This is a genomic window from Aurantimonas sp. C2-5-R2 (assembly GCF_036549495.1).
GTDB classification, from domain to species: Bacteria; Pseudomonadota; Alphaproteobacteria; order Rhizobiales; family Rhizobiaceae; genus Aurantimonas; species Aurantimonas coralicida_A.
The window spans coordinates 1-25,466 of record NZ_JAZHLJ010000009.1 but is presented as its reverse complement, the minus strand read 5'-3'; the positions used below and the strand labels follow the sequence as shown (position 1 = coordinate 25,466).

General features: G+C 63.4%; 28 protein-coding genes. 9 read left to right on the top strand and 19 right to left on the bottom strand.

Annotated elements, in window-relative coordinates:
* Positions 1 to 6 precede the first annotated feature (6 nt).
* The 11 genes from VQ044_RS06415 to VQ044_RS06365 form a co-directional block, all read right to left on the bottom strand.
* Positions 7 to 999 carry an acyl-CoA dehydrogenase family protein gene (locus tag VQ044_RS06415; RefSeq protein WP_331827654.1) on the bottom strand — a complete coding sequence of 331 codons (993 nt, stop codon included), beginning with the start codon at positions 997 to 999 and terminating at the stop codon, positions 7 to 9.
* 4 nt (positions 1,000 to 1,003) lie between these two features.
* Entirely contained in the window at positions 1,004 to 1,837 is an 834-nt protein-coding gene (locus VQ044_RS06410) for an enoyl-CoA hydratase family protein (RefSeq protein ID WP_327622158.1), read from the bottom strand.
* Positions 1,834 to 2,379 (bottom strand): MarR family winged helix-turn-helix transcriptional regulator, encoded by a 546-nt coding sequence (locus VQ044_RS06405; protein ID WP_327622159.1) that lies wholly within the window; start codon positions 2,377 to 2,379, stop codon positions 1,834 to 1,836. The genes VQ044_RS06410 and VQ044_RS06405 overlap by 4 nt, the downstream gene beginning before the upstream one ends.
* A complete protein-coding gene (locus VQ044_RS06400) occupies positions 2,376 to 3,134 on the bottom strand; it encodes an SDR family NAD(P)-dependent oxidoreductase (RefSeq protein ID WP_442872870.1) in 759 nt (252 codons plus the stop codon). Before VQ044_RS06400 ends, VQ044_RS06405 begins: the two co-directional genes overlap by 4 nt.
* Positions 3,135 to 3,240: 106 nt before the next feature.
* Positions 3,241 to 4,503, bottom strand: coding sequence for a flavin-dependent oxidoreductase (locus VQ044_RS06395; RefSeq protein WP_327646106.1), 1,263 nt, complete (start codon positions 4,501 to 4,503; stop codon positions 3,241 to 3,243).
* A 31-nt stretch (positions 4,504 to 4,534) separates the two neighbouring features.
* Positions 4,535 to 4,993: a cupin domain-containing protein gene (locus VQ044_RS06390; protein ID WP_327646104.1), complete on the bottom strand. Its 459-nt coding sequence runs from the start codon at positions 4,991 to 4,993 to the stop codon at positions 4,535 to 4,537.
* A 36-nt stretch (positions 4,994 to 5,029) separates the two neighbouring features.
* Positions 5,030 to 5,728: an ABC transporter ATP-binding protein gene (locus tag VQ044_RS06385; protein ID WP_327646103.1), complete on the bottom strand. Its 699-nt coding sequence runs from the start codon at positions 5,726 to 5,728 to the stop codon at positions 5,030 to 5,032.
* On the bottom strand, positions 5,728 to 6,483 hold the full coding sequence (locus tag VQ044_RS06380; RefSeq protein ID WP_327646101.1) for an ABC transporter ATP-binding protein: 756 nt from the start codon (positions 6,481 to 6,483) through the stop codon (positions 5,728 to 5,730). The genes VQ044_RS06385 and VQ044_RS06380 overlap by 1 nt, the downstream gene beginning before the upstream one ends.
* Positions 6,480 to 7,502 (bottom strand): branched-chain amino acid ABC transporter permease, encoded by a 1,023-nt coding sequence (locus VQ044_RS06375; protein ID WP_327646099.1) that lies wholly within the window; start codon positions 7,500 to 7,502, stop codon positions 6,480 to 6,482. The genes VQ044_RS06380 and VQ044_RS06375 overlap by 4 nt, the downstream gene beginning before the upstream one ends.
* Positions 7,499 to 8,425: a branched-chain amino acid ABC transporter permease gene (locus VQ044_RS06370; RefSeq protein WP_327622166.1), complete on the bottom strand. Its 927-nt coding sequence runs from the start codon at positions 8,423 to 8,425 to the stop codon at positions 7,499 to 7,501. The genes VQ044_RS06375 and VQ044_RS06370 overlap by 4 nt, the downstream gene beginning before the upstream one ends.
* A gap of 227 nt (positions 8,426 to 8,652) precedes the next feature.
* Complete coding sequence (locus VQ044_RS06365; protein WP_442872866.1) at positions 8,653 to 9,831, bottom strand: ABC transporter substrate-binding protein; 1,179 nt, start codon at positions 9,829 to 9,831, stop codon at positions 8,653 to 8,655.
* 389 nt (positions 9,832 to 10,220) lie between these two features.
* Here VQ044_RS06365 and VQ044_RS06360 point away from each other — a divergent pair, with 389 nt between their 5' ends.
* From VQ044_RS06360 to VQ044_RS06340, 5 genes are all read left to right on the top strand, one after another.
* On the top strand, positions 10,221 to 11,045 hold the full coding sequence (locus VQ044_RS06360; protein WP_327646097.1) for a cytochrome c oxidase subunit II: 825 nt from the start codon (positions 10,221 to 10,223) through the stop codon (positions 11,043 to 11,045).
* A 90-nt stretch (positions 11,046 to 11,135) separates the two neighbouring features.
* Positions 11,136 to 12,911 carry a cytochrome c oxidase subunit I gene (gene ctaD, locus VQ044_RS06355; protein WP_327646096.1) on the top strand — a complete coding sequence of 592 codons (1,776 nt, stop codon included), beginning with the start codon at positions 11,136 to 11,138 and terminating at the stop codon, positions 12,909 to 12,911.
* Positions 12,908 to 13,612, top strand: coding sequence for a cytochrome c oxidase subunit 3 (locus VQ044_RS06350; protein ID WP_327646094.1), 705 nt, complete (start codon positions 12,908 to 12,910; stop codon positions 13,610 to 13,612). The genes ctaD and VQ044_RS06350 overlap by 4 nt, the downstream gene beginning before the upstream one ends.
* A 13-nt stretch (positions 13,613 to 13,625) precedes the next feature.
* Positions 13,626 to 14,348 (top strand): heme-copper oxidase subunit III family protein, encoded by a 723-nt coding sequence (locus VQ044_RS06345; protein ID WP_327646093.1) that lies wholly within the window; start codon positions 13,626 to 13,628, stop codon positions 14,346 to 14,348.
* A 9-nt stretch (positions 14,349 to 14,357) separates the two neighbouring features.
* Complete coding sequence (locus tag VQ044_RS06340; RefSeq protein WP_327622171.1) at positions 14,358 to 14,759, top strand: cytochrome C oxidase subunit IV family protein; 402 nt, start codon at positions 14,358 to 14,360, stop codon at positions 14,757 to 14,759.
* Between the two features lie 60 nt (positions 14,760 to 14,819).
* On the opposite strand, the gene VQ044_RS06335 is transcribed toward VQ044_RS06340, so the two are convergent.
* Positions 14,820 to 15,650: a DUF2189 domain-containing protein gene (locus VQ044_RS06335; protein ID WP_327622172.1), complete on the bottom strand. Its 831-nt coding sequence runs from the start codon at positions 15,648 to 15,650 to the stop codon at positions 14,820 to 14,822.
* A 499-nt stretch (positions 15,651 to 16,149) separates the two neighbouring features.
* Between VQ044_RS06335 and VQ044_RS06330 the strand changes: the two genes are divergently transcribed.
* Positions 16,150 to 16,485: a c-type cytochrome gene (locus tag VQ044_RS06330; RefSeq protein WP_327646091.1), complete on the top strand. Its 336-nt coding sequence runs from the start codon at positions 16,150 to 16,152 to the stop codon at positions 16,483 to 16,485.
* Positions 16,486 to 16,602: 117 nt separating this feature from the next.
* On the opposite strand, the gene VQ044_RS06325 is transcribed toward VQ044_RS06330, so the two are convergent.
* The gene (locus VQ044_RS06325; RefSeq protein WP_327646089.1) at positions 16,603 to 17,043 is read right to left on the bottom strand and encodes a DUF6691 family protein; all 441 of its coding nucleotides are present in this window, start codon (positions 17,041 to 17,043) and stop codon (positions 16,603 to 16,605) included.
* Positions 17,044 to 17,048: 5 nt separating this feature from the next.
* Positions 17,049 to 17,483, bottom strand: coding sequence for a YeeE/YedE family protein (locus VQ044_RS06320; protein WP_327646087.1), 435 nt, complete (start codon positions 17,481 to 17,483; stop codon positions 17,049 to 17,051).
* A gap of 86 nt (positions 17,484 to 17,569) precedes the next feature.
* Between VQ044_RS06320 and VQ044_RS06315 the strand changes: the two genes are divergently transcribed.
* The 3 genes from VQ044_RS06315 to VQ044_RS06305 all read left to right on the top strand — a co-directional run bounded on the left by VQ044_RS06315 (position 17,570) and on the right by VQ044_RS06305 (position 20,066).
* Positions 17,570 to 17,881, top strand: a complete 312-nt coding sequence (locus VQ044_RS06315; protein WP_327646086.1) for an ArsR/SmtB family transcription factor — start codon at positions 17,570 to 17,572, stop codon at positions 17,879 to 17,881.
* Positions 17,882 to 17,998: 117 nt separating this feature from the next.
* The gene (locus VQ044_RS06310) at positions 17,999 to 19,486 is read left to right on the top strand and encodes a multicopper oxidase family protein (RefSeq protein ID WP_327646085.1); all 1,488 of its coding nucleotides are present in this window, start codon (positions 17,999 to 18,001) and stop codon (positions 19,484 to 19,486) included.
* Between the two features lie 82 nt (positions 19,487 to 19,568).
* Positions 19,569 to 20,066 carry a hypothetical protein gene (locus VQ044_RS06305; protein WP_327646083.1) on the top strand — a complete coding sequence of 166 codons (498 nt, stop codon included), beginning with the start codon at positions 19,569 to 19,571 and terminating at the stop codon, positions 20,064 to 20,066.
* A 222-nt stretch (positions 20,067 to 20,288) separates the two neighbouring features.
* On the opposite strand, the gene VQ044_RS06300 is transcribed toward VQ044_RS06305, so the two are convergent.
* The 5 genes from VQ044_RS06300 to VQ044_RS06280 all read right to left on the bottom strand — a co-directional run.
* Positions 20,289 to 20,852: a L,D-transpeptidase gene (locus tag VQ044_RS06300; RefSeq protein ID WP_442872865.1), complete on the bottom strand. Its 564-nt coding sequence runs from the start codon at positions 20,850 to 20,852 to the stop codon at positions 20,289 to 20,291.
* Positions 20,853 to 20,921: 69 nt separating this feature from the next.
* Entirely contained in the window at positions 20,922 to 21,263 is a 342-nt protein-coding gene (locus VQ044_RS06295) for a hypothetical protein (protein ID WP_327650876.1), read from the bottom strand.
* Positions 21,264 to 21,352: 89 nt separating this feature from the next.
* Entirely contained in the window at positions 21,353 to 21,832 is a 480-nt protein-coding gene (locus VQ044_RS06290) for a c-type cytochrome (RefSeq protein WP_327646082.1), read from the bottom strand.
* A 94-nt stretch (positions 21,833 to 21,926) separates the two neighbouring features.
* Positions 21,927 to 23,003: an NAD(P)-dependent alcohol dehydrogenase gene (locus tag VQ044_RS06285; RefSeq protein WP_327646080.1), complete on the bottom strand. Its 1,077-nt coding sequence runs from the start codon at positions 23,001 to 23,003 to the stop codon at positions 21,927 to 21,929.
* A gap of 98 nt (positions 23,004 to 23,101) precedes the next feature.
* On the bottom strand, positions 23,102 to 25,466 hold a 2,365-nt coding region (locus VQ044_RS06280; protein WP_331827653.1), incomplete at its 5' end, for an HAD-IC family P-type ATPase.

The window sequence follows — 25,466 nt, the reverse complement described above, 5'->3', positions numbered from 1 at the left end:
GTCTCCTCAAGCAACTTGCGACAGGAGTTGGCGGGCGATGATGAGTTTCTGGACCTCCGTGGCGCCTTCGTAGATTCGCAGCGCGCGGATCTCGCGATAGAGCGTCTCAGGAACCGAGCCGGAACGCACCCCTTCGGCGCCGTGGATCTGCACGGCACGGTCGATGACCTCCTGGGCGTTTTCGGTCGCCACCATCTTGGCCATCGCGGCTTCGCGCGTGATCCGCGGCGCGCCGGCGTCGCGGGTCCAGGCGGCGCCGACGGTGGAGCGGAACACATCGAGCGTCGCCATGGCGATCTTGAAGCCGTCACCGCCATTGCCGATGCGGTTCGTCGTTGGGATACAGCAGTCGTCGAATGTCAGGCGTGCCAGCGGATGCGGCGCGATGGTCTCTAGCCGCTCGGCGATCACGAGGCCCGGCGTGTCGGCCGGCACGAAAAACGCCGACAGCCCCTTCGCGCCTGGCGCTTCGCCGGTCCGCGCGAAGACCACGTAATGATCGGCGATGCCGCCATTGGAAATCCAGATCTTCTCGCCATCGAGCCGGAGCATGTCGTTGCCGGCGGGCGTGGCCTTCAGCGCAATCTGGGCGACGTCCGACCCCGCCTCGGGCTCGGTCAGGGCGAAGGCGGCAATGGTCTCGCCGGCGCGCACGCCCGGAAGAATCCGCCGCTTCAGCTCGTCGGACCCGGAGAGGGTCAGGGCCCCGGTGCCGAGCCCCTGCATGGCGAAGGCGAAATCGGCCAGGCCGTCGTGACGCGCGAAAGTCTCGCGCAGGATGCACAGGCTGCGGACGTCGAACCGCTCGTCCTCGGGCGCGGCATGAGCGAGGAAACCAGCCGCGCCCATCGCCTCGACCAGCCGGCGGCAACTGCCGTCTATGTCGTGATGATCGGCGAGAGCGGGCACGTTGTCTGCGGCCCAGCGCTCGGCTTCGTCCGCCAGCCGGCGGTGGCGCTCTTCGAAGAATGGCCAGGCGAGGAAGCTCTTGTCCGCCATCGTCTCAGTTTCCCTCGAAGACCGGCTGACGCTTTTCGGCGAAGGCCTCGAAGGCCCGGCGGAAGTCGCCGGTCTTCATGCACAGCGCCTGGGCGATCGCCTCCGCGTCGATGGCCTCGTCGACGCCCATCGCCCATTCCATCTGCAGCATCCGCTTGGTGACCGAATTGGCGTAGGTGGGCCCTTCGCTCAGCGCCTTTGCCATCTCCATGGCGGCATCGAGCGCGCCACCCTTGTCGGTGAGGCGGTTGAAGAACCCCCAGCGCTCGCCCTCTGCGGCACTCATGAAGCGGCCGGTGTAGAGCAATTCCGAGGCGCGGCCCTGGCCGACGATGCGTGGCAGGATCGCGCAGGCGCCCATATCGCAGCCCGCAAGTCCGACGCGATTGAACAGGAAGGCGACCTTCGCGCCAGCCGCTCCGACCCGCATATCGGACGCCATGGCCATGATCGCGCCGGCGCCAGCGCAAACGCCCTCGACCGCGCTGATCACCGGTTGCGGACAGGCCCGCATCTCCTTGACCAGATCGCCGGTCATCGTCGTGAAGGCATGGAGCTGAGAGGCACTCATTTTGGTCAGCGGCTCGATGATCTCGAAAACGTCGCCGCCGCTGGAAAAATTGCCGCCGGCGCCGGTGAGCACGACGGCGGTCACCGTGTCGTCGAAGCGCAACGCGTGGAAGGTGTCGCGCAGCTCGGCGTAGCTCTCGAAGGTCAGCGGGTTTTTCCGCTCCGGCCGGTTCAACATCACGGTCGCGATCCCGCCATCGATCGATAATCGAAAATGCTCCGGCGCGAAATCGGCGAGCGGCGCGGCGATGGCGTTCTGGTACTTCATGACTTCTCTCCGCGGACGGTCGGCGTCCGTGCGCTATTGCTGGCCTTGCGCACGGAGGCCTTGAGATCGCCCAACTGGTTCCAGAGCGCCTCCTGCTCGGCCGGAGCAAGTTCCCCGAGCATCTCGGCGATCCAGTTGCCGTGCGCCTCCGCCATCGTCGCGAAAACCGATCGCCCCTTGGCTGTCAGGCGGACACGGACCGCACGGCGATCGATCTCGGAGACCTGACGTTCGATGAGATCTTCCTGGACGAGACGATCGACCAGCCCCGTCACATTGCCGTTGGAGACCATCATCCGGCGGGACAGCTCGCCCAAGAGAATGCCGTCCGGCGAACGCTCGAGCTGCGCCATCAAATCGAAGCGCGGAAGGGTGGTGTCGAACTCTTCGCGCAGCCGTTTGCGGATCTTGGCCTCGACCAAATTGGTGCAGGTCAGCAAGCGCAACCAGAGGCGCAATTCGGCGCGGTGGTGCTGCGGACTTTCGCGCACCTTGGATTCTGCATCGATAGGATCGACCGTCTCGCGTCGGGCGTTGCTCACAGCTCACCTCCCGCGACCGCGATCGCCTGTCCGGTGATTGCCGAGGCGCCGGCGCCAGCCAGCCAATGCACACAATCCGCCACCTCGTCGGGACGGATCAGTCGACCGAGAGGATTGGCGCTGGTGAATTCAGCGAGAAGGTCGGCGCGGACGCGCCCGGTCTTCTGCTCCAGCCGATCGAGCGACCCCGACACGAGGTCGGTGTCCGTGTAGCCCGGACAGACGGCGTTGACGGTTATGCCCGTCGGCGCGAGTTCCAGCGCCAGCGCCCTGGTGAGCCCGACAACAGCGTGTTTGGCGGCGCAATAAGCCCCGACATAGGAATAGCCCTTGAGCCCGGCGGTCGAGGCAATCGTGACGATCCGGCCGAAGCCGCGCTCCTTCATGGCCGGTAGTACCGAGCGTATGGCGGTCAGCACCGGCTCGACATTCAGCGCCATCATCCGGCGTAGCTGGTCGACATCGAGCCGGGAGATCGGTGCGGTCTCGGCCCCGCCGGCGTTATTGACCAGGATGTTGATGGGGCCAGAGCGTGTGGCGGCGGTGTCGAGCGCCTCTTCCAAGGCGGTGGCATTGGTGACGTCCGCCGCGACCGCGGCCGCGGCTCCAAGTTCGGCGCGGACCTGTTCGGCGCCATCTTGAGAGCGTGCGAGCACTGTCACCGTATCGCCAGAAGCGACAAAGCGCTCGGCGATCGCCCGCCCGATGCCGCGGGAGGCGCCGGTAACGAGGATATGTCGGGGCCGTCGTTCGATGGTCACGGGATCATCCTGCATCCGGAAACTATTTTAATATTAAACTAATAAATCGGACTTGCAATCGGCATCCTGCATGGCCCGTCCTGTCACGGGACAACACGTCTCAGGCGTTGGCGGCTCTGCGCTCCGCCTGACCGCCGGGTTGAGCGGCGAAGCCGGCTTTTCCCGCATAGCCGCTGACGATTGCCTGGCGTTCGGCGCGGCTCAGCACGGAATCGACCTGATCGAAGCCACCGGGCGCCAGCTTCTCGACTTCGTCGATGACCCGCTCGGGGCCGCCCTTGCGGTTGAGTCGCACCACCTCGGCGGTCGTCGGCAGCCGCTCCCGTTCGTATTCCCACAGGGCCTGGCAGGGGTGCTCGGCGCGGTGCAGGGCGTCGGCAAGGGAGCGGGCGTCGAGGATTGCCTGCGAGGCGCCATTGGAGCCGACCGGATACATCGGATGGGCCGCGTCGCCGAGTAGCGTAACCCGCCCGAAGGTCCAGCGGGGCAGGGGATCGCGGTCGCACATCGGATATTCGAAAGCCTGCGGCGTCGCCTCGACGAGCGCGGCGACATCGAAATCGGGAATGGTGAAGCGCTTGGCGTAGGGCAGCACCAGCGAGCGCAACGCCGGTCGCGACCAGCTTTCCTTCGGCGGCGGCGAGGTCTTGCCGTCGGCCATCTTGACGTTGACGACCCAGTTCATCAGCTGCTTGCCGTCGCCGAGTTCGGCGATGGGATAGAGCACGAATTTGGCGCCCATGCCGCCGCCGATCACCATCGTCCGACCGTCGCCCCATGATGTCCACTCGGCCGCGCCGCGCCACATCAGGACGCCGTTCCAGCATGGTGCTCCCTCGTCAGGGTAGAAGTGACGCCGGCCGGCCGAATGGATGCCGTCGGCGCAAACGAGGATATCTCCCCGCACCGTCGTCCCGGCGTCGCCCTTCACCGCGTCGGTGAAATGCGCAGTCACGCCGCCTTCGTCCTGCATGAACCCGGAAAGGCTCAGCCCGGTCTTCACTGACTCCTGCCCGAGCCGCTCGATCACGGCGTCGTGGATGACCTTCTGCAGCCGTCCGCGATGGATCGAGAACTGCGGCACCGGATGGCCGGCGTCCGTGCCGCGCGGCTCGCGCCAGACCTCCTGGCCCTGGCGATTATAGTAGACCAGCTCGCGGGTGCGGATGCCGACCTTGTCGAGCGCCGGCAGCAGCCCGACCTCGGCGAGTTCCCGGATTGCATGGGGGAGGGTGTTGATGCCGACCCCCACTTCGCGAACCTCGGGAGATTGCTCGTAGACCTCGGCCCGAATGCCGCGCTTGTGCAGCATCAGCGCGGTGGTCAGACCGCCGATGCCGGCCCCGACGATGATCACTTTCATGGTCTGTCCTCCAGTCCTGGGGCCGTGTGGATCACTCGGCATCCGGCGGCGGCAGGAAATCCACCTCGTGCTTGGCGGAGATGGCGACGACCTCGGCCGGATCGGCCGCCGGCCCCAGATTGTGTAGCGCCCAGAAGAGATCGTAGAGCCGACGCGCCGGCGAAACCCAGAACAGACACTTCACGTCGGCATCGCTGCGATTGAAGATACCGTGCGGTATGTCGCGTGGCAGGCGGATCGTGTCACCCGGCTGGGCGAAGGTCTCCTGGCCGTCGAGGACCAGGTCCAACCGACCCTGAAACATGTAGATGAACTCGTCCTGGGTCGGATGGATGTGCGGCGGCACGAAGGTGCCGACGGGAAACGTCGCGTGCCAGGACAGCGAACTCTCGCAGTGGTGTTTCGGGATGTAGGTCTGGCCAAGGATGTTCCAGCGGATGCCGTCGATGCCTTCGTCGGCCTTGGTCACCCCGGCGGTCATGATCGTCATCGAATATCTCCCTTCGACGTTGCGAGTTGGTCAGTGTCAAACATGCAGAAACCGGTCCTTGATCTCCGGCGTCGACCTGAGTTCATCCGTCGTTCCGGTCCAGGCGACGCGACCCTTTTCGATGACGACGTGTCGGTCGGCAAAACGGGCGAGCGCATCGACGTTCTTGTCGATGACGAGGATCGCCGCCCCGGCCTCCTTGATGGCGGCGAGGCAGGTCCATATCTCCTCGCGAATGAGCGGAGCCAGCCCTTCGGTGGCCTCGTCGAGGACGACGAGGCGGGGATTGGTCATCAGCGCGCGGCCGATCGCCAGCATCTGCTGTTCGCCCCCGGACAGCTGATTGCCCATATTGCGCCGGCGTTCCTGAAGGCGTGGGAACAGCCGGTAAATTTTGGTCAGAGTCCATTCGGCGGGCCCCGTGCCGGCGCGATGGGTAGCCACGAGGTTCTCTTCGACCGAGAGCGTCGGAAAGATCTGCCGGCCTTCCGGCACCAGGCCAAGGCCGTGCTTGGCAATGACGTGGGGCGGGCGCCCGGTGACGTCGGCGCCGTCGATGAGAATTCGGCCGCCGCGCGGCTTCAAGAGCCCGAACAGGGATCTGACGGTCGTGGTCTTGCCCATGCCGTTGCGGCCGAGCAGCGTGACGACCTCGCCCGCAGCGACGGTGAGATCGATCCCGAACAGAATGCGGGAGTCGCCATAGCCGCTTTCGAGACCTTCTATCGCCAACATCAGGCGGCCTCCTCTTCGCCGAGGTAGGCACTGCGCACTTCGGGGTCCAGGCGCACCTCCTCCGGGGTGCCGGTGGCGATCAGCCGCCCATAGACGAGAACGCTCACCCGGTCGGCGAGAGCGAACACCGCCTCCATGTCGTGTTCGACGAGAACGACGGTGTGCGTGGACTTCAGCTCCCGCATCAGCGCGACGAGCACGGCGGATTCTTCGTGGCCCGTTCCCGCGAGCGGTTCGTCCAGCAGCAGCAATCGCGCCCCGGTGGCCAAGGCGATCGCGATCTCGAGTTGACGCTTTTCGCCGTGCGACAGGCTGCCGGCGCGGCGGTCCGCGCGGTCATTCAGACGGACGCGTGCCAGCGCCGCCATCGCCTCGTCGTTGAGCCGGGTTTCGCGCGCCGCCGGCGTGAAGAAGCGGAAGCTCGAGCCCGACCGCGCCTGGACGGCCATCGCGGCGTTCTCCAAGACGGTGAAACCGTCGAGGATCGAGGTAATCTGGAATGACCGCGCAAGACCACGGTGCACCCGCTCGGCCATGCCGAGCCGGGTGATGTCCTCGCCGGCGAAGTGGACGGTGCCGGAATTACCGCGGAGGTTTCCCGAGAGCTGATGGATCAGCGTCGTCTTGCCGGCCCCGTTCGGTCCGATGATTGCATGGAGTTCGCCGGGTGCGACATCGAGGCTGACATCATCGGTAACAGCGAGCGCACCATAGGATTTTCGGAGATTGCGGACATCGAGCAACGGCGTCGTCATGACCGCGCGCCCTCGGATAGACGGGAAACGAAACCGGCGATGCCGCCGCGGGTGAAGAGGACGAGGAGCACGAGGAGAATTCCGAGCCAGAGCTTCCAGTGTTCGGAAAACTGCGCCAGCCAATCCTCCAGCAGCAGAAACGCGATCGCCCCGGCGATCGCGCCGACGAGGGTTCCCATGCCGCCGAAGACGACCATGACGATCAGCTCGCCCGAGCGTTGCCACGTCATGTAGGCGGGGGAGACGAACTCGGCCTGATTGGCGAGGAAGACGCCAGCGACGCCGGCAATCGCACCCGCGATGACATAGGCGGTCAGTTGGTACGGGAACGGGGCAAAGCCGATCGCCTGCATGCGAAGCCGATTGTCGCGGGTTCCCCGCAGCACCCTGCCGAAGCGTGAGGCGACCAGCGCTCTCAGGCCGACAAAGGCGGCGACGAGGAAACCGAGCGCACCGTAGAAGAGGACGTGATCGCTCTCCAACAAGTCCGTACCGAACAGCGTCGAGCGGTTGGCGAGGGTGATGCCATCATCGCCGCCATAGGCCGACAGCGAGACCATGAAGAAATACGCCATTTGGCCGAAGGCGAGGGTGATCATGATGAAATAGACGCCCTTGGTCCGCAACGAGATCGCCCCGGTGATCAGGGCGAAGAGCGCTGAAACCAGGATAGCGGCGAGCGTCTGAAGCAAAATGTCCTCGATGCCGTTCGCCGCCAGGATCGCGACGGCATAGGCTCCGAGCCCGATGAAGGCCGCATGGCCGAAGGACACCATCGCGCCGTAGCCGAGTACGAGGTCGAGCGAGAGCGCTGCGATCGCGAAGATCGTCAGGCGGGTGGCAGTAACGAGCAGAAACGGATCGTCGAGGGCCCATGCCAGCAGCGGCAGGAGCCCGAGACCGGCGAAAATCACTGCGGCCGCGACACTGGAGCCGTGACGGCCGAGGAGCGGGCGACGAACGGCTCCGACGTCGATCTGCGAATTGGAGACAGCAGCGTCCGACAGGCCCGAGGTCATTGGACGGTCCCTTTGGTCGGAAACAGCCCGGAGGGCCTGAAGAACAAGACCGCCGCCATCAGGATGTAGATCAGCATCGGCGCCAGGGTTCGGCCGGTCTGCGAAGCGGCCGACGGGTCCATCAGGCTGCGCAACAGGATCGGCCCGAAGGTGCGGCCGAGCGTGTCGACCAGACCGACGAGGATGGCTGCTACGAAAGCGCCACGGACCGACCCGACGCCGCCAATGACAATGACGACGAAGGTCAGGATCAGGACGCTGTCGCCCATGCCGGGCTCGACGGAAAGGATCGGTGCGACCATGGCGCCGGCAAAGCCCGCCAGCATTGCCCCGAGGCCGAAGACGATCATGAACAGCCGGCCGATGTCGACGCCGAGCGCCGAGACCATCGGTCCGTTGGTGGCGCCGGCCCTGAGCAGCATGCCGATCCGCGTGTGATTGACCATCAGATAAAGGCCAAGGGCAGTGACGAGACCGGAGGCGATGATCGCAACCCGGAAGAACGGATAGCGCATGTTGCCGATGAGCGGCATCGAGCCAGAAAGGATATCGGGGATCGGCACGCTCATCGGTGCCGCGCCCCAGATCATCTTCACCCCCTCATTGAGGATCAGGATGAGCCCGAAAGTAGCGAGCACCTGATCGAGGTGATCGCGGTCGTAGAGTCGCCGAAAGATCAGGAATTCCAGAACGATGCCGAAGGCGAGCGTCGCCGGAAGAGCGAGGGCCAGCCCGAGGAAGAAGTCACCGGTGAAGGCGGTGAAGGTCGCAGCCAGATAGGCGCCGACCATGTACAAGACGCCGTGCGCCAGATTGATCAGGTCCATGACCCCGAAGATCAGGGTCAGCCCGGCGGCGACGAGGAACAAGAGGATGCCGAGTTGGATCCCGTTCAGCGCCTGGAGAAGAAAGAGGTTGAACATCCGTGCCCTTCGGCGGCTCGTTCATCTCGGCAAGCGGCCANCCCGTTCAGCGCCTGGAGAAGAAAGAGGTTGAACATCCGTGCCCTTCGGCGGCTCGTTCATCTCGGCAAGCGGCCATGATGCCATCTCGGCACCGCCAGTCCAGAACGGCGGCGCTCGACGTCAAAAATCGAACACCCGCTCGGCGCCGGCCGGGGTTTTTCGCCCGGCCGGCGCCGAGCGGGCCGCTACTGCATCTTGCATTCGGCGGCGTAGTTGTCCTGGTAGTCGTCGAAGATCTTCTCGGCGATCTGCGTCTGGTATTTGCCGTCGTCGCGCTTGGCCACCTTGACCAGATAGAAGTCCTGGATCGGGTAGTGGTTGTTACCGAGCTTGAAATCGCCACGCAGCGACTGGAAGTCGGCTGCCTCAAGCGCTGAACGCAAAGCATCCTTGTCGTCGAGCTTGCCGGCGGCCTTGACCGCGCTGTCAATCAGCTGCGCAGCATCGTAGGCCTGCATGGCGTAGGTGCCTGGAACGCTGCCGTATTTTTCCTCATAGGCCGCGACGAAGGCCTTGGACTGCTCATTGTCCATGTCCGGCGCCCAGTTGGCGCCGCCGTAGAAGCCGACGGCCGCATCCTGCTGGGCGGGCAGGGTGGTCTCATCGACGGTGAAGGCGGACAGGAACGGAATGTTGTCGAGCCCGGCCTGCCGATACTGCTTGACGAGGTTCACGCCCATGCCGCCCGGCATGAAGGTGAAGACGGCGTCCGGCTGCTCGGCGGCGATCTGCGCGAGCTCGGCCGAGAAATCGAGCTGGCCGAGCGGCGTGTAGATCTCGTTGACCACCTCGCCCTTGTAGGAATGCTTGAATCCGGCCAGCGAATCTTTGCCCGCCTGATAGTTCGGGGCCAGGAGGAACAGGCGCTTGTAGCCCTTGTCCTGAGCATATTTGCCGAGAACCTCGTGGACCTGATCGTTCTGGTAGGAGGTGACGAAGAAATTCTTGTTGCACTCGGCCCCGGCGAAATTCGAGGTGCCGGCATTCGGGCTGATCAGGAAGGCGCCACCGTCTGTTACCGGCTTGTTAATCGCCATCAGGATGTTGGAAAAGATCGGGCCGACGACGAAGTCGACATCGTCGCGCTCAACCAGTTCGCGCGCTTTGTTGGCGGCGATATCGGGCTTCAGCTCGTCGTCGACGGTGGTGATCTCTGTCTCCAGGCCGCCGAGCCTGCCGCCCATCTTCTCGACCGCAAGCAGGAAGCCGTCACGGCCCTGCTCTCCGAGCACCGCGGCGGGCCCGCTCAAAGTGAACATCAGGCCGATCTTCAGTTTTCCGTCGTCGGCGGTCTGCGCCATTGCCGCCCCGGCCAAGGTGGCCGCAGTCATAAGGGCGATAGTGGCGGTGCGGATCGAACTCATCTCTTGATCTCCATTTAAAAAGGTCGCTAACAATGGTCCGTCCCCAACCGGAGATCGGGCCGGCGCAAGCGTTGACGATCCGCGCCGGAAATCAGTGGACATCGGAACTTCCGCCCCACACGAAAATTAGTTTACGCATAAAATATCGGCTGGCAACAGACGGTGGTCATATTTTTTGCCCGATGAATTTTTGTGCACTGCGAAGCGCCACCGCGCTGGAACGCCGCTCCCACGGGCGTCCAACGGAAGCTCGCGAAACTTCCGAAGGGGAAACCGCGTCAACTTGACGATTATTATCGTGGCTCTGGAAATTCCTCCCGGAATCACGCTATCATGCAGTCGTCATCTCGCTGGACCTCTCAGGCCAGTGCGAGGTGGGGAGGGGTACCATGGCCATTGCGCTCGTGCTCGTTCTCGTCGCTGTCGGCTCGGTGCTGTTTCACCTTCTGAGCCCATGGTGGTGGACACCTATTGCCTCAAATTGGGGCTATATCGACACAACCATCATCGTCACTTTCTGGATTACGGGCTTCGTTTTCGTCGCCGTCGTCCTGTTCATGGCCTATTGCGTCTTTCGCTTCCGCCACAAGGAGGGATCCAGGGCCGCGTACGAGCCGGAAAACAAAAAGCTCGAGACCTGGCTCACGGCCGCGACCGCGCTGGGCGTTGCGGCGATGCTGGCGCCGGGGCTGGTGGTGTGGGGGCAATTCGTCACTGTTCCCGATGACGCGACCGAAGTCGAGGTCGTCGGACAGCAGTGGCAGTGGAGCTTCCGCCTGCCTGGCAAGGACGGTCAGTTGGGCACGTCCGATAGCCGCAAGATCGGGCCGGACAACCCCTTGGGAATCGATCCCGACGATCCGGCCGGCCAGGACGACGTCGTGATCGAGGCTGCCGATTTGCATCTGCCGATCGGCAAGCCGGTCAAGATGCTGCTGCGCTCCATCGACGTGCTGCATGATTTCTACGTCCCGGAGTTCCGGGCCAAGATGGATATGGTCCCAGGCAGCGTCACCTATTTCTGGTTCACCCCAACGCGAACCGGCAGCTTCGAAATCCTTTGCGCCGAACTCTGCGGCATCGGACACGGCTTCATGCGCGGCATCACCGTGGTCGACACCCAAGAGGACTACGTTGCCTGGCTGCAGGAGCAGTCGACCTTCGCGCAATTGTCGACGCCCGAGCAGGTCAGCTCGGTGGACGAGGTCAAATGATGAGCAGGGCGGGGGCAACGCCGACGTAAGCGTGCCAGCAACCCGGGGCAGGACAACAGGGTGCGCCGGACGGAACAGGGAGGCAGAGCGATGGTCGATGTCACGTCAGGCGGCGGCGAAGCGATCCCGCCCGCCGAAGTCGCGGATGTCGAACTGTACCACCCGAAAAGCTGGTTGACGAAATACGTCTTTTCGCAGGACGCCAAGATCATCGCCATCCAATATTCGTCCACAGCTCTCGCCATCGGGCTCGTCGCCCTGGTGCTGTCATGGCTGATGCGGCTGCAACTCGGCTTTCCCGGCACCTTCGACTTCATCACGCCGGAAGCCTACTACCAGTTCGTCACCATGCACGGCATGATCATGGTGGTGTATCTGTTGACCGCGCTGTTCCTCGGTGGATTTGGCAACTACTTGATTCCGTTGATGGTCGGCGCGCGGGATATGGTCTTTCCCTACGCCAATATGCTGAGCTACTGGATCTATCTCCTCGCCGTGCTCGTGCTGGTCGTCAGTTTCTTCGCACCCGGCGGTCCGACCGGCGCCGGCTGGACGCTCTATCCGCCGCAGGCCATCCTCGGCGGCACGCCGGGCGGTCAGGGCGCCGGCATCATTCTGATGCTGGTCTCGCTGATCCTGTTCATCATCGGCTTCACCATGGGCGGCCTGAACTATGTCGTGACCGTCCTCCAGGGCCGCGCCAGAGGCATGACCTTGATGCGGATGCCGTTGACGGTGTGGGGCATCTTCACCGCCACGGTAATGGCTTTGTTCGCCTTTCCGGCGCTCTTCGTCGCCTCGGTGATGATGCTGTTCGACCGGGTGCTCGGCACCAGTTTCTTCATGCCCGCGCTGGTCGAGATGGGCGAGCAACTCAGCTATGGCGGCGGTAGCCCGATCCTGTTCCAGCACCTGTTCTGGTTCTTCGGTCATCCCGAGGTCTACATCGTCGCGCTGCCGGCCTTCGGCATCGTCTCCGACCTGATCTCGACGCACGCGCGCAAGAACATCTTCGGCTATCGCATGATGGTCTGGGCGATCGTCATCATCGGGGCGCTCAGCTTCGTCGTCTGGGCCCATCATATGTATGTCAGCGGCATGAACCCGTATTTCGGTTTCTTCTTCGCCACCACGACGCTGATCATCGCCGTTCCTACCGCCCTCAAAGTGTATAATTGGGTGCTGACCCTGTGGCGGGGCGACATTCATCTGACCCTGCCGATGCTGTTCGCCCTGGCCTTCATCGTCACCTTCCTGAACGGTGGCCTGACGGGACTGTTCCTGGGCAATGTGGTCGTTGACGTGCCGCTGTCCGACACGATGTTCGTGGTGGCGCATTTCCACATGGTCATGGGGGTTGCGCCGATCCTGGTGATCTTTGGGGCGATCTACCACTGGTATCCGAAGGTCACCGGGCGAATGCTGAACGAGGTGCTCGGCCAGTTCCACTTCTGGGTCACCTTCCTCGGTGCCTATCTGATCTTCTTTCCGATGCATTACGTGGGGTTGGTGGGCGTCCCGCGGCGTTATCCCGAATTGGGGGAAACAGCCTTCATTCCCGACTCGGTCCAAACCTTGAACGCCTTCATCAGCGTCATGGCCTTCATCGTCGGCTTCGCCCAGATCGTCTTCCTCTTCAACCTGATCTGGAGCATTCGCAACGGCCGGGACGCTGGCGGCAACCCTTGGCGGGCCACCACTTTGGAGTGGCAGACGCCCGAGACGCCGCCACCGCACGGCAATTGGGGCAAGCATCTGCCGGTGGTCTATCGCTGGGCCTACGATTACAGCGTTCCGAACGCCGAGCAGGATTTTCTGGCACAGAACGATCCCGGTGCCCTGGGTCTCGCCGAGGCGCCGCGATGAGCGTCATTCTGGTCTTTCTCTTGGTCATGGCCGGATTCGCCGCTTGGTGGCTGTCTCACCAACGAATGACGGCCAAACCCTGGCTCGAGCAAGGTCCGCTTGGCGGATTTGAGGGTTCCGACCGATCCACCCTTCCGACAGCCAAGATCGGATTGGGCGTTTTCCTCGCCGTCATCGGTGCTTTGTTTGCGCTGTTCGCCAGCGCCTATTTCATGCGCATGGAGCTGTCGGATTGGCGTCCATTGCCGATGCCCGGCCTATTGTGGCTCAACACCGGTGTACTGGTCCTCAGCAGCGTCGCGCTGCAATTTTCGCTGATCGCCGCTCGCAGTGACCAACGCGATCTCATGCGCCTTGGATTGATGGTCGGCGGTCTCGCCGCCGTTATTTTCCTGATCGGGCAACTCATCGCGTGGCGGCAGTTGGTTGCCGACGGATATGTTCTGGCTGGCAATCCCGCCAACAGCTTCTTCTACCTGATCACCGGATTGCATGGGCTCCACATCATTGGCGGCTTGGTCGCTCTCGGCCGGACGGCCGCGGGAGCATGGGGCAGGGATCGACCGGAGCGGCTTCGCCTCAACATCGAACTCTGCGCCATGTACTGGCACTTCCTGCTTGTCATCTGGCTGGCCGTATTCGTTCTCCTGGCAGGTTGGGCGGCTGATTTCATTGCCGTTTGCCGCCAGTTGTTGATTTAGGAGGGCCGGGCGGATGACCGAGACCATTCTGACGAACGCGAGCCGGGCACAGCACCGGCCTATAGGATGGCGGGGCGTTTTGGCGGACTGGGCCTCCGATCAACGCTCCTTCAAGGGCGTCTCTTGGGGGAAGGCCATGATGTGGATCTTCCTCGTCAGCGACACCTTTATTTTCGGAACGTTCCTCTTGTCCTACATGACCGCCCGTATGTCGACGCGAGTGCCATGGCCCAATGCGAGCGAAGTGTTCGCTCTCGAGATTGGGGGGGCGCATCTGCCGCTGATCCTGATCGCCATCATGACCTTCGTGCTGATCTCATCGAGCGGCACCATGGCGATGGCGGTCAATTGCGGCTACCAGCGCCAGCGAAAGAAGACCGCCGCCCTGTTGCTTCTTACTGCTGCGCTCGGCGCGACCTTCGTCGGTATGCAGGTCTTCGAGTGGACGAAGCTGATTTCGGAGGGCGTCCGTCCGTGGGGCAACCCCTGGGGCGCCGAGCAGTTCGGCGCGAGCTTCTTCATGATCACCGGTTTCCACGGCACCCACGTCACTTTTGGCGTGATCTTTCTGCTGATCGTCGCGCGCAAGGTCTGGCGCGGCGATTACGATACCGGGCGGCGCGGCTTTTTCACCAGCCGGAAAGGCCAGTACGAGAGCGTCGAGATCATGGGGCTCTATTGGCACTTCGTCGATCTGGTGTGGGTGTTCATCTTTGCATTTTTCTATCTCTGGTGAGGAGCGGACATGACCGACATCACAGTGGACAACCGGGGCCATCCTGAAGTGGCGGGCGATGCCCACGACCCCATTCCGGCGGAAGCGCCTGCCGCCGAAGGACATCAGCAGCATCCCATCAGACTCTATCTGGTGGTGTGGGGTAGCCTATTCGTGCTCAGCGCGTTTTCGTATCTCGTCGATTACGCCGGCCTTCAGGGCTATCTCAGATGGTCGCTGATCCTGCTGTTCATGATGCTCAAGGCGGGGCTGATCGTCGCCGTCTTCATGCACATCGCTTGGGAGCGGTTGGCATTGACCTATGCGATCCTGCTGCCGCCGCTGGCGGTGCTCGTGTTTACCGCGATGATGGTTTTTGAATCCGAGTACACGCTGCTGACGCGCATAACATTTTTCGGCGTTGGCCCGTAAGGCTCTTATCCCATTGCCGAAGACCGGCGCCTGGCGCGCCGGTCTGCTCCAGAGCACAGCTCAGCGAGGTGCGACCCGCTTCTCGGCATCGGCAACTGGCGGCACAACAGCCTTGCGGTAAAGGTGCCATGTCGCATGCCCGAGAACCGGGATGACGATCGCCAGGCCGACGAGAAGCGGTAGCGAACCGATGAGCAGGCCGGCCGCGACGATCAATCCCCACAGCATGGTTGGGACCGGGTTGGCGAGCATGACTTCCGCCGATGTTTGAATGGCCGCATAGGCCCCCACGTCCCGATCGAGAAGCAGCGGAAATGCGACGACGGTGGTGCTGAGGACGACCAGGGCGAACAGCAGACCGAGGAAGTTGCCGAGGATGATCAGGGCCCACCCGCGGCCCGTCGTCAGGACGTCATAGATGAAAGCGGTGATGGAGGCTGGTTCCGCCGAACCGTAGAGCCACTGATAGAGCGCCTGCGCCGTGAAAATCCAGGCGATGAACAGACCGAGGAGCAACAGACCGACGGCAATGATCGCCGGAATGGCGGGGGAGTTGCGCACCTCGAGCGCATGCAGCCAGGACGTATCGAGACCGAGTTCCCGCCGCCGACTGATTTCGTAAAGGCCAATCGCCGCCAAGGGACCGAGGAGGGCGAAACCGGACATCAGCGGATAGATGAGCTGCAGTGCATTGCCGCCCGAGGACCAAGTGATCAGGATCAAACCCATCACCGGGTAGATCAGGCACAAAAACACGTAATGCGAGGGTTTTTCCCAGAAATCGTCGAATCCGCGACGCAGTGCATCGAAGACGTCCGCGATCTCAATCTGACGCACGACGGGACGAGCGACGGTTTTCTCGCCGCCTTCGAGAACATGAAAATTGGCCATGACCATTCCTCCTGAATCAGGTCTGGTATGGCCGCGGTTCATGGTGCTGCCGTTTTGCGTACGCAACTGGGTCACGCGAAACCGCGACCTGCACCGTTGATCAGCATACGCCCCAGCGGCAGATTTGTCGCCCCCTGCGCCATTCGAGCGGAATGATCGACCGCCAGGCCATTTCAAGTGATAATCGTCAGTCCGAGCAACGGGAGCGTTGCTGGGGCAGTCCGCCAGGGATAAGACATGCCGATGCCAGTCACGCGGTTTTGATGCGGGAGAATGACACCAAATGCTTCGACAACATCGGTCCTTATCGTCGCGCATCGTCAGAGTAGTCGGCATCGCAATGGTTTTGCTTGTCGTGCTGGCGGGCGTGCGGCTATTCGGCTCTGGCCCTTTGACCGATCGCGGCGCTTGGCCGTCCGAATTTCGAAGCAATGGCGAGCGAATTTATTTCACCGCGACCAGTGCTTCGGGCCAGCCGATCGCGCCTCAGGGCGGAAGCATGCATATGATGATGTCCGGCGGCGGATGCGTCGCCTGCCATGGTGCGGACCGGGGTGGCGGGCGGCTGATGCCACGTTTCTGGCAGTCGGCGCCACCGCTGACAGCCGCCGCTTTATTCGGTGAGCACGATGAGGCTGCCGGAACGGAAGGCGCGACCGAGAGTCATGGCGATCATGACGACTATACCGACGACACGCTGCGACGGGCCATCACCGACGGCATCGATCCCGGCGGCGAGCGCCTCGATCCAGTGATGCCGCGGTGGTCGATGACGGACGCGGATATGACGGATCTGATCGCCTATCTGAAGACCCCAGTCGACAGCGCGAAGTGAGGCGCGGCGCGGCGGCGCGCTTCGTTTGCCGCCGCTTAACGCCAATATCGGTACGCGCCGAGATTTGACCGCTCGTTCAAAAATTACCAGACACGTCTGCGGCGCTACAGCGTGAAGTCAGGTCGCAAATCTTGGCTTTTTGGCCCTCAGCCGCAATGAGATCCATAAGCCGGCCAGCATGCCGATCACCATCGCCGGCAGGAAAGCAAGCGTGCCCGGGGCAGCCAGCGGCAAGGCTGTCCAGGCGGGGCCGGGGCAGAAGCCGCCGATTCCCCAGCCGATCCCGAATATCGCCGCGCCTGTCAAAAGCGGCGCATCGATATCCGCGCGCGTCGGAATCTCGAAACGCGGCATCATCAAAGGCCTTTCACGCCGCCAGATCAGCCGGTAGCCGACGAAGGTGGTCAGGGATGCGCCGCCCATGACGAAGGCAAGGCTCGGGTCCCATGAGCCGAATACATCCAGGAAGTTGAGAACCTTCGCGGGATTCGACATGCCGGAAATCACCAGACCCAGACCGAAGACGAGGCCCGACACAAGTCCCAATACAAATCGCATGTTCGTCACCCGAGTATGTGCCGGAGGAAAAGGACCGTGAGGAACGCGGTCGTCATGAAGGTCGCGACCGCAACAAGCGATCGCGTCGACAGCCGCGCCAGACCGCAGACACCATGGCCGCTAGTGCAACCAGAGCCCCAGATCGTCCCGAAGCCGACCAGCAGCCCGGCCAGGATCATCACGCCCAGATTGTCGGAAACGGTTTGTACGACCGGCTCACCCGTGAGCAAGACGAGCAGGAGCGGCGCGGCCACTAGGCCGATCAAGAACGCCAAGCGCCAGCTCCAATCAGAGCGGATGGATGGCAAGGCGCCGACAGTTATCCCGGAAATGCCCGCGACGCGGCCGAAGAATGCCATGACCATGACCGCTGACAAGCCGATCAGCCCGCCTCCGAATAAGGAGGCCCAGGGGGTGAACTCGGTCATGGTCGGTGGCATCGCGCGGTTCCCTTTGACAATCGACTCTTTACTGGTGGCCCTAGGAAGCCCATATATGAATCATGTCTAAAGTAGTCAAATCTAATATGTCCAAGTTGGATGCGCGTGCCGCCGGCGTGGCGGCCATTCTCGCACTCATGGGCAACGCCCATCGGCTACGCATTCTTTGCAAGCTCGCCGAGGACGAAGCGTCGGTCGGAGTCCTCGTATCCGAGGTCGGCCTCAGCCAATCCGCTTTGTCGCAGCATCTGGCAAAGCTTCGGGCTGGTGGATTGGTCACCACCCGACGTGACGCTCAGACGATCTTCTACTCTCTCGCAAGCGACGAAGTTCGCGCGATCATGGCGAGCCTGTATGATGTATTCTGTGCGCACAGGAAGCGGCACGCCGCACTGTGACGCCAGCACTTCCTCGAATTCGGTTCTCGCAAAGGCTCGCTGCGCGGCGGCAGTTCCTTCAGGTGCGATGCCGATCCTGCAAATCAGCGGACGGCCCCGCGCTGAGAAGGATTTGATATGAACCGACGTGAACTTTTGATGAGCGGCTCCTCGCTTCTCGCCTGGATGGCAACTTCCGGCTTGGTGTCGGCTGCCAATGCCCAGGTGGCCGCGGAACGGATGGACGGGGAGGAACTTAGCCTTCCGCCACTACTGGACGCGCGGTCCGGCCCGATCCGTCTCGAGGCCACAGCCGGGACGACGGTTTTCGCCGGCGGCGCTCCGTCATCGACCATGGGGTTCAATCAGACCTATCTCGGGCCGACGGTTCTGCTGCGGCGCGGAACGAACATCCCGGTTCGAATCGAGAACGGCGTCAATGTACCGATCACCCTCCATTGGCATGGCCTGACAGTCCCCAGCTCGGCGGATGGCGGCCCGGGCACCGAAACCGCTCCAGGCGCTGGCCGTGAGGTCGAGCTGCCGGTCAACCAACCGGCGGCAACGCACTGGTATCACACCCATGTTCACGGCCGCACCGCACCCGACGTCTATGCCGGGTTGGCCGGTGCCGTGATCCTCCAGGACGACGACGAGGCCGGCATCGAACTTCCCAGGACCTACGGCGTCGACGATTTTGTGTTAATCCTGCAGGACAAGCGTTTCGATAGTTCGGGCAGGGCGATCTACGAGCCGGGCATGATGGACATCATGCACGGCTTTCGCGGCGACGCGATCCTCGTCAACGGCCAGCTTCGACCGATTGCCAAGGCGCCGCGCGGTCTGGCGCGGCTGCGTTTAATCAATGCGGCGACTTCGAGTCCCTTCGATCTGTCGCTCGAAAGCGGCCGGCCGCTCGTGCTGATCGGTGTCGATCAAGGCCTGCTCGATGCGCCGGTAGAAGTGAGCAGGGTCTTGCTCGCACCCGGCGAACGCGTTGAACTACTGGTCGACCTGAGGCTTGGCGAAGACCGCCTTATGGCGGCATCGCAGTCATCCATGGGCATGGGCGGCATGATGGGAGGCATGGGCGGCATGATGGGCAGTGATGACGGGAGCGCAGTCCTCCTGACGCTTGTGCCCGACGACAGCCAGGAAGCCGCCGTCACCACGATGCCGGAGCGCCTGCCGGGTTCCATGGTTTCCATCGCGGCAACCGGCGCGCGGCGTCGTTTCCTCCTTGACGAAGGCATGGGGCCGATGAACATGGTGCGCGGTCTGCTCGGCGGCTCCCCGGTGATGACCATCAACGGCAAACCTTACGAGATCGACCGCGTCGATTTTTCAACCCCGGTCGGCGCACAGGAGCATTGGACCGTCGTTGCCAACCAGATGGCGCATCCGTTCCACGTCCATGGCGCGAAGTTCCAGGTCTTGAGGAACGGCGGCCGCGAACCACGCCCCGAGGAACGGGGATGGAAGGACACAGTCCTGGTGAACGGGGAGGCCGAACTCGCGGTTTCCATTGACGCCGAAACCAGCGAGGGACTGCCGTTCGTCTTCCACTGTCATATTTTGGAACATGAAGACGCCGGGATGATGGGGCAGTTTACGACACAAGTTTAGCGTATCAGGGTAGCCGGCGCGGGGCCATTCGAACCGGCGGCCCACATGGCCGCACCGCCAGCGACCCGATCAAGGGGACCGAATGATCACGTCAGAGCCGCAGCAGCGGGACACGAGGCAGGGGCTGTGGGCGGTTCCGGAGGTCTCGCTCGCCCTGTTCTCCTTCGCCTTCCATTTCATTTGGGAGTTCCTGCAGATTCCGACATTCGAAGGAATGGCGAACCTTCGGCACTGGGAGGGCGTGAAGATATGCACCTACGCCACCATCGGCGATGTGGGTATCGCCCTGGCCGCCTTCTGGATCACGTCGCTCGCGGCGCGCACGCGACATTGGATAATCGACAAGAAGGCATGGCAGCTGCTGGTCTTCCTGGCCGTCGGCCTCGCCATCACTGTCGGGCTCGAATTCTATTACGTCGAAATATCCAACCGCTGGTCCTATTCCGAGCTGATGCCGCTGGTGCCGCCATTCGGAACCGGTCTCTCGCCGCTGCTTCAATGGATTGTCGTGCCGCTGCTGGTCGTCGAGCTGACCCGGCGCAATCTCCTGGGCACGTCAAGAATCGCGACAAGACGATGAGCGCATTCCGACGCTCGCCGGCGACCCTGTCCGGTGCCTGACCGAAACAGGATGGCCGACCTTCCAAGCGCGCCGTTCGTCTCCCGACACGACGGCCGAGGCAACATCCGCTTCCTTGGCGGCGTCGCCTTCTTGCCGTCGCGCGGTGGCGGCCCGCCCGGCACTCCGCCGGATGCGGGCGACCTCTTTTCCAGCCGCGTGGCCGCCGACAATCGGGCTCGGTTAGATAACGACCACCCGTGCGCCGACCGGAACCCGGTTATAGAGATCGATCACGTGATCGTTGATCATCCGGATGCAGCCATTGGAGACGGACCGTCCGATCGACCAGGGCTCGGTCGTGCCGTGGATCCTGTAATAGGTGTCGCGCTTGCCGCGATAGAGATAGAGCGCGCGGGCGCCAAGCGGGTTTCTCGGTCCACCGGGAACGCCGCTGGCATAGCGTGCATACTTCCCCGGCTCGCGGCGGATCATGTTCTTGGTCGGCGTCCAACTCGGCCACTTGGCCTTGCGTCCGATCCGCGCAGATCCCTTGAAGGCGCGTCCCGCCTTGCCGACACCGACGCCGTAGCGTCGCGCCAGACCATCGCCGAGAACCAGGTAGAGAAAATGGTTGCGCGGATCGACCACGATCGTGCCCGCTTGGTAGCCACCGAACTTCACGGTTTGGGGCAGGTATTTCGGATTGAGCTGGAATGCCTTGCGGGGACCGTGGGCCAGAGCCGGCATCGCGGACGTCAGCAAGCCGCCAAAGCCAGCCAGAAGAAGAGCACGTCTTGAGAGCATTTTCGTCATCCTGATCATCTAGTCGTCGAAGGGAGCGGAACACCGCAGTGGATGTCCGAAGCGGGGACGTCAGCTGATCGGAGGACGGAATAAGCCAGTACGGCTTCCTGAAGCGCCAGAGAAGACGGGGACGAAAAGGCTTTCCCGTCCGTCGCCAGGGATCACAGCAGTGATTGCGGACAGGGTGGCCCCGCAATCCAAGGGACAGTGGGGCGCCCCGTGCCAAGCCCTGATTTCGTTGTCGCAGCAATCCGCGGCCGCGGCGACACCGTCGCCGTCATCAGCCGTTGCCGACAAAACATTCGCGACGATCGAGCCGCCATGGGCGGCATTCCCGGCCACGGCGACCGCGATGCCTTTAGGCGTCGCCGCCAATATCGTCACGATTAGGATAAGGAACAACAGCCTCATGCGCCGCACGGTAACAGTACCTGCTTAAGTATTCCCTATCCAAGCACATCAATGAATCGTGAATTTCGCGAATTCTGGCCGCTTCGGGATTATTCGATCCCGTTGGCGCGTTGTAGCGCGCGGACATAGGCGGCGATCTGGCTGACGCTCTTCGGCGATATCCCTTCGATCGGCGGCATACTGCCGAAGCCCCAGTGATGATCACGCACGCCGTTCTGCACGGCCAGTTGGAAAGCCGCGTCGGCGTGATGGTTAGGTTCGTAGATCTTATGGACAAGGGGAGGGGCCGTGCCGCTTTTTCCTGCGGCGCTGGTTCCGTGGCAGGTTGCGCAGTTCGTATTGAAAAGCGCCTCGCCCCTCGTTTCGACGGCGCTCAGTTCCGGCACGGTCACGTCCGCCAGCGCCGCCCCCAGGCCGGCCTCGTCCGCGCCGCGACCGTCGAGACGCCACCAGATGGCAAGGGCCGTGACCACGAGAACGATCGTTAGAATGAGCGCGCGATTTTTCATCAGGGATCCTCTGCTCTGCCGATGTCCGACCGGGTAGGGGACCCCGGCCGGTGAGGTCAAGGTCTCTTTGGTCCGCTACTCCAACTCGGCCTCGCTTCCGAGCGGCTGGATCCGAGCGACGCGTTGAAGCTTGCGCCCTGATCGGCCCGCCAGCTCATGGCGTGATCGCAACCTTGAGCACGCCGTCGCGCTGGTTGGCGAACAGCTCGTAAGCCTCCTCGATCTGGTCGAGGCCGTAGCGGTGGGTGACCAACGCGCCGAGGTCTACGCGGTCGGATTCGATCACGTTCATCAGGCGGCGCATGCGATCCTTTCCGCCGGGACACAGCGAGGTGACGATGGTGTTGTCACCTAGCCCGGCGTGGAACGCACCGAGCGGGATGGTGAGATCGGAGGAATAGACGCCGAGGCTGGACAACGTGCCGCCCGGCCGCAGAACGCGCAGACAGCTTTCGAAGGTCTTCTGCGTGCCGAGCGCCTCGATCGCAACGTCGACGCCGCGTCCGCCGGTGATCTTCATGATCTCGTCGACGGGATCGGCCGTCTTGAAGTCGATGACGACGTCGGCGCCGAGTTTCTTGGCGATGTCGAGGCGTTCGGGAACCGTGTCGACCCCGATGATCAGGCCGGCGCCCCGCAATCTGGCGCCCGCCGTCGCGCAGAGGCCGATCGGCCCTTGGGCGAAGACGACGACGATGTCGCCGATCTGGATGTTGCCCCGTTCGGCACCGCCGAAGCCGGTGGACATGATGTCCGGACACATCAGCACCTGTTCGTCGGTCAGCCCGTCCGGAACCGGCGCAAGGTTGGCCATCGCGTCCGGAACCAGAACATATTCGGCCTGGGTGCCGTCGATCGTGTTGCCGAAGCGCCAGCCGCCCATCGGCTTGTAGCCATGGGGATGGCTCTGCCCATCCTGGGAGTGCTGGCCGCACAGGCAGGCGTTGGAATAGCCGCTGGGACAGATGGCGCCGGCGATGACCCGCTGTCCCTCCTGGTAGCCCTTGACGTTGGACCCGAGTTTTTCGATGATTCCGACCGGCTCGTGACCGATGGTCAGGCCTTTCTCGACAGGGTATTCGCCCTTGAGGATATGAACGTCGGTGCCGCAGATCGTCGTCGTGGTGATGCGCAGCAGCGCGTCGTTCGCGCCGACATCCGGAATCGGCTTTTCGCCGAGCGCGATCCGGCCCGGCTCGATGAAAATTGTCGCTCGCATCTTCTCTGGCATGGCCTTGTCCCTTTCCGTTTTGTCCGTGTCGGATAGGTGCTCACGCCGCGGGGATTGCCGCGTTGATCGAGGTCAAGAGGTGGTCAGTAGTCGGGCGGTCACAAGAGGCGACGCCGCACCACTTTCTCCGCTTCCAGAAGAAGCAGCAACCCGACGCCGATGCCGATGACGATCGCTCCATCGGCCAGTGCGATCGGGCGCGTCTCGAACACGGCCTGCATGAAGGGTGCGTAGGTGAAGACCAGTTGCAGGATGACGGTCAGGCCGACGCCGAGCAGCACCGCCGGGGTGCCGACGACACCGGTGAAGGTCAGCGAGGTCAGGTGCAGATAGCGCACGGAAAACAGATAGAAGATCTCCATGACGACGATCAGGTTGACAACGAGGGTTCGAGCGTAGGCCAACTCGTCGCCGCGTTCGATCGACCAGAAGAAGAGAGCAAAGACGGCGCCCGCGAACAGGATGGAAACCAGGACGATCCGCCAGACCATTTCCATGTCGAGCAGCGAGGCGTTGCCCGGCCTCGGCCGCCGCTCCATCACCGCCGGCTCGGCTGGCTCGAAGGACAGGGTCAGGCCGAGCGCGACGGCCGTCACCATGTTGATCCACAGGATCTGTACGGGCGAAACCGGCAGCACGAAGCCCAGAAGGATCGCCCCGACGATCACCAGCGACTCGCCGCCATTGGTCGGCAGCGTCCAGGCGATGACCTTGCGGATGTTGTCGTAGATCGTGCGCCCCTCGCGCACGGCGGCAACGATCGAGGCGAAATTATCGTCGGCCAGCACCACCCGCGCGGCCTCCTTGGCGGCTTCGGTGCCCTTGATCCCCATCGCGACGCCGACATCCGCGCGCTTGAGGGCAGGGGCGTCGTTGACCCCGTCCCCGGTCATGGCAACGACCTTGCCACAAGCCTGCAGCGCTTCGACGAGCCGCAGCTTGTGCTCCGGCGCGGCTCTGGCGAACACATCGACATCCGCGACGCGACGACGTAGCTCCTCGTCGTCCATCGCCTCGATCTGGTTGCCGGTCAAAACGCCGTTGCGCGTATTGAGCCCGAGCTGGCCGGCGATAGCGAGCGCTGTGACCGCATGATCGCCGGTGATCATCTTGACGTCGATGCCGGCGCGGGCGCAGTCGGCGACCGCTTCGATGGCTTCCGGACGCGGTGGGTCGATGAAGCCGGCAATGCCGAGCAGGGTGAAGCCCTCCGCCATGTCGTTCATGCCCAGCGTTGCTTGGTCGCCGACGAATTTGACGGCAAAGGCCAGCACGCGCTGGCCCTCGCGGGCCAATGCGTCGATCCGCTTCAACCATGCCTCATGCTCCAGCGGCGCGACCCCGTCACCAGCGATCTGGTTCGCGCAGAGCGTGATGACATGATCCGGCGCGCCTTTGACGGTAATAGTGTTGCCGCCGGCGCCATCCTGATTGAGCGTCGCCATGAACCGGTGCGCCGCGTCGAAGGGGATGTCATCGAGCCGGCGATGGCGGGCTCGCTCGGCGATGGGATCGAGACCGGCTTTGTGGGCGAGAGCGAGGAGGGCACCCTCCATCGGGTCGCCGGCGACGCTCCACGCGCCATCGTCGCCGCGATGCAGCTGGGCGTCGTTGCACAACAAGGCGGCGCGCGCGAAGCCACGAAGCGCATCGGTCTGGTCAAAGGTCGATCGCACCCCCGCGCCGCGCAATTCGCCGTCGGGGGCATAGCCGTCGCCGGTGACCGCGATTGCTTCGCCATCCGCTTCGATGACGACCGCGCGCACCACCATCTCGTTGCGCGTCAACGTACCGGTCTTGTCGGTGCAGATGACGGAAACGGCACCCAGTGTCTCGACGGCTGGCAGCTTGCGGATGATCGCGTGCCGTCGCGCCATACGCTGCACCCCGAGCGCAAGCGTAATAGTCAAAACGGCCGGCAATCCTTCCGGGATCGCGGCGACGGCCATGCCCACCATGACCAGAAAGGCATCCTGCGGCGCATAGCCGCGCGCCAGCACCGCGAAGGCGAAGACGGCACCGCTGGCGGCGAGGATGACGAGTGTCAGCCAACGGGCGAAGCGATCGATCTGTCGTAGCAGCGGCGTGGTGATCTCCTCGATGCCCTCCAGCATCGCGCCGATCCGCCCGATCTCGGCGCGAGAGCCCGTCGCGACGACGAGCCCAACACCACGACCTGACGTGATGAGCGTGCCGGAAAACGCCATCGAGTCGCGGTCTCCCAGCGATGCATTGTGGGCGACCGGCACCGTATCCTTCACCACCGGCACCGACTCACCGGTCAGGGCCGCCTCCTGGGCGCGAAGCCCACGCGTGTCGAGAAGCCGCAGATCGGCCGGCACCCGGTCGCCAGCTTCCAAGAGCACCACGTCGCCGGGAACCAGATCGGTCGCCGGCAAGGTCACCCGCGTGCCGTCGCGCAGTACCGAGGCGTGCGCCGAGAGCATCGAGCGCACGGCGGCG

Coding starts and splice junctions, on each gene's coding strand:
- VQ044_RS06295 (WP_327650876.1), bottom strand. CDS start 21,263: ATGAGGCTGTTGTTCCTTATCCTAATCGTGACGATATTGGCGGCGACG.
- VQ044_RS06315 (WP_327646086.1), top strand. CDS start 17,570: ATGTCCAAGTTGGATGCGCGTGCCGCCGGCGTGGCGGCCATTCTCGCA.
- VQ044_RS06310 (WP_327646085.1), top strand. CDS start 17,999: ATGAACCGACGTGAACTTTTGATGAGCGGCTCCTCGCTTCTCGCCTGG.
- VQ044_RS06415 (WP_331827654.1), bottom strand. CDS start 999: ATGGCGGACAAGAGCTTCCTCGCCTGGCCATTCTTCGAAGAGCGCCAC.
- VQ044_RS06370 (WP_327622166.1), bottom strand. CDS start 8,425: ATGTTCAACCTCTTTCTTCTCCAGGCGCTGAACGGGATCCAACTCGGC.
- VQ044_RS06340 (WP_327622171.1), top strand. CDS start 14,358: ATGACCGACATCACAGTGGACAACCGGGGCCATCCTGAAGTGGCGGGC.
- VQ044_RS06390 (WP_327646104.1), bottom strand. CDS start 4,993: ATGACGATCATGACCGCCGGGGTGACCAAGGCCGACGAAGGCATCGAC.
- VQ044_RS06385 (WP_327646103.1), bottom strand. CDS start 5,728: ATGTTGGCGATAGAAGGTCTCGAAAGCGGCTATGGCGACTCCCGCATT.
- VQ044_RS06305 (WP_327646083.1), top strand. CDS start 19,569: ATGATCACGTCAGAGCCGCAGCAGCGGGACACGAGGCAGGGGCTGTGG.
- ctaD (WP_327646096.1), top strand. CDS start 11,136: ATGGTCGATGTCACGTCAGGCGGCGGCGAAGCGATCCCGCCCGCCGAA.
- VQ044_RS06380 (WP_327646101.1), bottom strand. CDS start 6,483: ATGACGACGCCGTTGCTCGATGTCCGCAATCTCCGAAAATCCTATGGT.
- VQ044_RS06285 (WP_327646080.1), bottom strand. CDS start 23,003: ATGCCAGAGAAGATGCGAGCGACAATTTTCATCGAGCCGGGCCGGATC.
- VQ044_RS06350 (WP_327646094.1), top strand. CDS start 12,908: ATGAGCGTCATTCTGGTCTTTCTCTTGGTCATGGCCGGATTCGCCGCT.
- VQ044_RS06300 (WP_442872865.1), bottom strand. CDS start 20,852: ATGCTCTCAAGACGTGCTCTTCTTCTGGCTGGCTTTGGCGGCTTGCTG.
- VQ044_RS06330 (WP_327646091.1), top strand. CDS start 16,150: ATGCATATGATGATGTCCGGCGGCGGATGCGTCGCCTGCCATGGTGCG.
- VQ044_RS06360 (WP_327646097.1), top strand. CDS start 10,221: ATGGCCATTGCGCTCGTGCTCGTTCTCGTCGCTGTCGGCTCGGTGCTG.
- VQ044_RS06320 (WP_327646087.1), bottom strand. CDS start 17,483: ATGCCACCGACCATGACCGAGTTCACCCCCTGGGCCTCCTTATTCGGA.
- VQ044_RS06325 (WP_327646089.1), bottom strand. CDS start 17,043: ATGCGATTTGTATTGGGACTTGTGTCGGGCCTCGTCTTCGGTCTGGGT.
- VQ044_RS06375 (WP_327646099.1), bottom strand. CDS start 7,502: ATGACCTCGGGCCTGTCGGACGCTGCTGTCTCCAATTCGCAGATCGAC.
- VQ044_RS06345 (WP_327646093.1), top strand. CDS start 13,626: ATGACCGAGACCATTCTGACGAACGCGAGCCGGGCACAGCACCGGCCT.
- VQ044_RS06395 (WP_327646106.1), bottom strand. CDS start 4,503: ATGAAAGTGATCATCGTCGGGGCCGGCATCGGCGGTCTGACCACCGCG.
- VQ044_RS06335 (WP_327622172.1), bottom strand. CDS start 15,650: ATGGCCAATTTTCATGTTCTCGAAGGCGGCGAGAAAACCGTCGCTCGT.
- VQ044_RS06410 (WP_327622158.1), bottom strand. CDS start 1,837: ATGAAGTACCAGAACGCCATCGCCGCGCCGCTCGCCGATTTCGCGCCG.
- VQ044_RS06365 (WP_442872866.1), bottom strand. CDS start 9,831: ATGAGTTCGATCCGCACCGCCACTATCGCCCTTATGACTGCGGCCACC.